3 protein-coding genes and 1 pseudogene are annotated in these 4,803 nt (G+C 58.3%); 3 read left to right on the top strand and 1 reads right to left on the bottom strand.

Annotated elements, in window-relative coordinates; translation table 11 throughout:
- Positions 1–90: 90 nt before the first annotated feature.
- Entirely contained in the window at positions 91–972 is an 882-nt protein-coding gene (locus HLUSI_RS0123020; protein ID WP_016836181.1) for a LysR family transcriptional regulator, read from the bottom strand.
- A gap of 190 nt (positions 973–1,162) precedes the next feature.
- Between HLUSI_RS0123020 and HLUSI_RS0123015 the strand changes: the two genes are divergently transcribed.
- The 3 genes and pseudogenes from HLUSI_RS0123015 to HLUSI_RS34495 form a co-directional block, all read left to right on the top strand.
- Positions 1,163–2,680, top strand: a complete 1,518-nt coding sequence (locus tag HLUSI_RS0123015) for a CoA-acylating methylmalonate-semialdehyde dehydrogenase (RefSeq protein ID WP_016836180.1) — start codon at positions 1,163–1,165, stop codon at positions 2,678–2,680.
- A gap of 64 nt (positions 2,681–2,744) precedes the next feature.
- On the top strand, positions 2,745–4,379 hold the full coding sequence (locus HLUSI_RS0123010; RefSeq protein ID WP_016836179.1) for a GMC family oxidoreductase: 1,635 nt from the start codon (positions 2,745–2,747) through the stop codon (positions 4,377–4,379).
- Positions 4,380–4,602: 223 nt separating this feature from the next.
- Positions 4,603–4,803, top strand: a pseudogene (locus HLUSI_RS34495) (hypothetical protein); the annotation flags it as partial.

Here is a 4,803-nt window from a genome sequence, read left to right as displayed (position 1 = left end):
ATTTATATATATAAACTATTAATTTAAAAACCTACTTCACGTCATTTTCGAAAACTCAAAAAAATTCCTTTCAGGAAATGACAAAAAAACTCAATTCCATACGTTTTGCAACAAGGCAAACACGGCGCTGATGGCTGGTTCATTCTTGCGTTTCTCCAATGCAATGAAAGACAGCTCAGTAGAAAGATCGACTGCATCGGCGATCACCAACCCGTGCGCATGCGCCTGGTTCAGCGCAATCGACTCCCGCGCCAGCGACAAGCCGACGCCGGATTTCACCAGGTCCAGCATGGAGGATTCCTGATCGACCAGCGCGACGGTATTGGGCGTCAACTTGTATTGCATGAAAACCCGGTTCAGCAGACGGTGATGTGCGGACTCCGGCGGCGTCCAGATCCAGGGAAGCTGCGCCAGCTCCTTCCAGCCCTTGCCGGCGACGCGGTTCTTCCAACCGGCGGGGGCGATGACGTTGTAGGTGAACGGCGTCAGGGTGAGGCTGTGGAAGCCCTTGCCGGGCGTTCCCAGGAAGAAGCCGACGTCGAGCTCGCCGGTTTTCAGCAATTGCAGCACCGAACCGGACATATGGTGTTGAAGACGTGTGGACAGTTGGGGATAACGCTCGACCAGCAGCTTGAGGAAGGCGCCCAGGCGGATGAACTCGGGATCGAGGATGGTGCCCAGCGACAAAGTGCCGCTCAGGGTGCCGGCGCTGGTGTGCAGCGCGTCGGCGTGCTGGTGGAATTCCTGCAGGGTGTTGAGCACCCGTTCGGCCACCGGCAGCAGCTTGGTGCCGTCGTTGGTCAGTCGCATGCCGGCACTGGTGCGCACGAATAATTGCAGCTTGAGCCGTTCTTGCAAGAGTTTGATCTGCAGGCTCACGGCCGGCTGGGTGACATGGAGCCGGTCGGCGGCGCGCGTCAGGTTGCCTTCCTCGGCGACGGCGATAAAAGCGCGTAATTGCGTGAAATCCATGGCTAAATGCTGAAAAAATAAAAATGGACAGGTGAGGGGGAAGCCTGTTGCGGCATTTTTATCAGTTATTTTTATATTGCTGTTGATAATAACTGATTGGATTCATCTGAATCTACGCGATATTCTCTCAAAACAGGATAAATCCGCCATTTTTTCCGATTCGATATCAATTCATACCAAAGGGACACTTATGACTGCCGCACCATCCACGATCCAGCATTACATCAACGGCCGCATTGCGCCGTCCGAAAGCGGACGCCAGCAGGACGTCTTCAATCCGGCCACCGGTGAAGTGTCGCGCCAGGTCGTATTGGCCTCGACGGCGGAAGTCAATGCCGCGGTCGCTTCCGCCAGCGCCGCTGCGCCGGGCTGGGCCGAGACCGCGCCGTTGAAGCGCGCCCGCGTACTGTTCAAGTTCAAGGAGTTGATCGAGCAGCATCATGACGACCTGGCTGCGGCGATCACGCGCGAACACGGCAAGGTATTTTCCGATGCCAAGGGCGAAGTCACGCGCGGCCTGGAAATCGTCGAGTTCGCCTGTGGTGTGCCGCAATTGCTGAAGACCCAGTTCACCGACAATATCGGCGGCGGCATCGACAACTGGAATCTGCGTCAGCCGCTGGGCGTTACCGCCGGCATCACGCCGTTCAATTTCCCGGTGATGGTGCCGCTGTGGATGGCGCCGATGGCGATCGCTACCGGCAACAGCTTCATCCTGAAGCCGTCCGAGCGCGATCCGACGCCGTCGCTGATGCTGGCCGACCTGTTCAAGCGCGCCGGTCTGCCGGACGGCGTGTTCAACGTGGTGCAGGGCGACAAGGTGGCGGTCGATGCGTTGCTGCAGCATCCGGACGTGCAGGCGATCTCTTTCGTCGGTTCGACGCCGATTGCGGAATACATTTACAGCGAAGCGACCAAGCGCGCCGGTACCTTCCCGTTGCGTGCGCAAGCGCTGGGCGGCGCCAAGAATCACCTGGTGGTGATGCCGGACGCCAATCTGGAGCAGGCGGTCGATGCGCTGATCGGTGCAGCCTACGGTTCGGCCGGCGAACGCTGCATGGCGATTTCGGTGGCGGTGGCGGTCGGCAGCGTGGCCGACAAGCTGGTGGAGGCGCTGATCCCGCGCGTGAAGGCCTTGAAAATCAGGAACGGCATGGAAGCCGACGCCGAAATGGGCCCGCTGGTCACGGCGACGCACAAGGCCAAGGTGGAAGGCTACATCGACGACGGCGTCAAGGCAGGCGCCAAGCTGCTGGTGGATGGTCGCGGCATCACCGTGCCGGGTCATGAAAACGGCTTCTTCGTTGGCGGCACCTTGTTCGATAACGTCACGCTGGACATGAAGATCTACAAGGAAGAAATTTTCGGACCGGTATTGTGCGTGGTGCGCGTGCCTGATTTTGCCGAAGCAGTGCGCCTGATCAATGCGCATGAATACGGCAACGGCGTCTCGCTGTTCACCGCCGACGGCAATACGGCGCACGAATTCTCGCGTCGCATCCAGGTCGGCATGGTCGGCATCAACGTGCCGATTCCGGTGCCGATGGCCTGGCATTCCTTCGGCGGCTGGAAGCGTTCGCTGTTCGGCGATACGCATGCCTACGGCGAAGAGGGCATCAAGTTCTATACGCGATATAAGTCCATCATGCAGCGCTGGTCGGCTACTATCGGCAAGGGTGCGGAATTCACGATGCCGGTGGCGAAGTAATCGCGCAATAAGTTTGTAGCAAGTTTGCAGCAACACAATCGATAAAAATAACGGAGACAGGTATATGGAGTCAGCAGGTAAATACGATTACATCATCGTCGGCGGCGGCACGGCTGGTTGCGTGCTGGCCAATCGCCTGAGCAGGGATGCTGGCATCAAGGTGCTCCTGATCGAGGCGGGCGCCAAGGATGATTACCTGTGGATCCATATCCCTGTCGGTTACCTGTATTGCATCAATAATCCGCGCACCGACTGGCTGTACCGCACCGAAGCCGATGTCGGCCTCAACGGCCGCAGCCTGATTTATCCGCGCGGTAAAGTGTTGGGCGGCTGCTCGTCGATCAACGGCATGATCTACATGCGCGGCCAGGAACGCGACTACAACGAGTGGGCGCAATTGAGCGGCGACGACAGCTGGCGCTGGGACCGGGTGCTGCCGCTGTTCAGGAAGAGCGAAGACCATTACAAGGGCAGCGATGAGTTCCACGGCGCCGGCGGCGAATGGCGCGTCGAGAAGCAACGGCTGTCGTGGGAAATCCTCGACGCCTTCCGCGATGCGGCGGCGGAAACCGGCATTCCCAAGATCGACGATTTCAACCGTGGCCACAACGAAGGCAGTTCCTATTTCGACGTCAATCAAAAACGCGGCATTCGCTGGAACGCCTCGAAAGCATTTTTGAAACCGGCCATGAAAAACGGCAACCTCGACGTGATGACCGGTTCGCACGTCAAACGGCTGCGCATCGAACAACGAGACACTGGGCCGGTCTGCGTCGGCGTCGAATTCACCGGTGGCGGCAGCGAGTGGTACGCCGAAGCGACCAGCGAAACCATCCTGGCCGCCGGCGCCGTGGGTTCGCCGCATATCCTGCAATTGTCGGGCATCGGTCCGGCGGCCTTGTTGCAGCAGCATCAGATTCCGGTGGTGAAGGATCTCGCCGGCGTCGGCGAAAATCTGCAGGACCATTTGCAGATCCGCATGGCGTTCAAGGTGAAGGGCGTGAAGACGCTCAACATGATGGCCGGCAACTGGTACGGCAAGATGATGATCGGCGTGCAGTACGCCATGTTCCAGAGCGGTCCGATGTCGATGGCGCCGTCGCAGCTCGGCGTGTTCGCCAAGTCCGATGCATCGCAGAGCAGCGCCAATCTCGAGTACCACGTGCAGCCTTTGTCGCTGGAAAAATTCGGCGATCCGCTGCATCCGTTCCCGGCGTTCACCGCCAGCGTATGCAACCTGCGTCCTACTTCGCGCGGCCATATTCGCCTTGGTAGCAACGACGGTGCTTTAGCGCCAAAAATCACGCTCAATTATCTGAGCACGGAAGCCGATCGCAAGGTCGCCGCCGACTCGCTCAAGCTGACGCGGAAAATCGTCTCTGCGCCGGCGTTGCGAAAGTACCAACCCGACGAATGCAAGCCCGGTGTGGAATACCAGTCTGAGGAAGAGTTATACAAAGCCGCCGGCGAAATCGGCACGACGATTTTCCATCCGGTCGGCACCTGCAAGATGGGCCGTGCCGATGACGCGCAGGCCGTGGTGGACAGCCAGTTGCGCGTGCGCGGCGTAGGCGGGCTGCGGGTTGTGGATGCATCGGTGATGCCGACCATCACCTCCGGTAATACCAACTCTCCGACCCTGATGATTGCCGAAAAGGCAGCAGAATTGATCCGCGCAGCACGTCGCGGAACGCCTTGAAAGTTGCGCCGAAAATAAAAAATTCGACCTTTCCCCAATACGGTACTTATACGTATTGTAGTAATGGTACGACTCGGCTACTATGCGCCAGATATTAAAAAAATAAGACTCTCGCACGAGAGCCTCACAGGCTCAGATTGCGGCGCCAGAAGCGTAGCGATTTACACAAGGCGGCCCTGCGGACACACGCGGGGTATTCATGGGAAGAATGAGAAGAGACACTATGACAGATGTCATTCTGGAGACAAAAAACCTGACGAAGGAATTCAAGGGTTTTACAGCAGTAAGCAAAGTCAACCTGCAAGTCGAGCGCGGCCACATCCATGCGCTGATCGGCCGATTCCGGTGCCGATGGCCTGGCATTCCTTCGGCGGCTGGAAGCGTTCGCTGTTCGGCGATACGCATGCCTACGGCGAAGAGGGCA

This window comes from Herbaspirillum lusitanum P6-12, assembly GCF_000256565.1.
In the GTDB taxonomy this organism is placed as follows: Bacteria; Pseudomonadota; Gammaproteobacteria; order Burkholderiales; family Burkholderiaceae_D; genus Herbaspirillum; species Herbaspirillum lusitanum.
The sequence above is the reverse complement of the archived record's forward strand: the minus strand, read 5'-3'. Positions and strand labels throughout refer to the sequence as shown.

Bases quoted from the DNA above. Each gene is read 5' to 3' on its own strand.
- HLUSI_RS0123020 (WP_016836181.1), bottom strand. From the start codon at position 972: ATGGATTTCACGCAATTACGCGCTTTTATCGCCGTCGCCGAGGAAGGC.
- HLUSI_RS0123015 (WP_016836180.1), top strand. From the start codon at position 1,163: ATGACTGCCGCACCATCCACGATCCAGCATTACATCAACGGCCGCATT.
- HLUSI_RS0123010 (WP_016836179.1), top strand. From the start codon at position 2,745: ATGGAGTCAGCAGGTAAATACGATTACATCATCGTCGGCGGCGGCACG.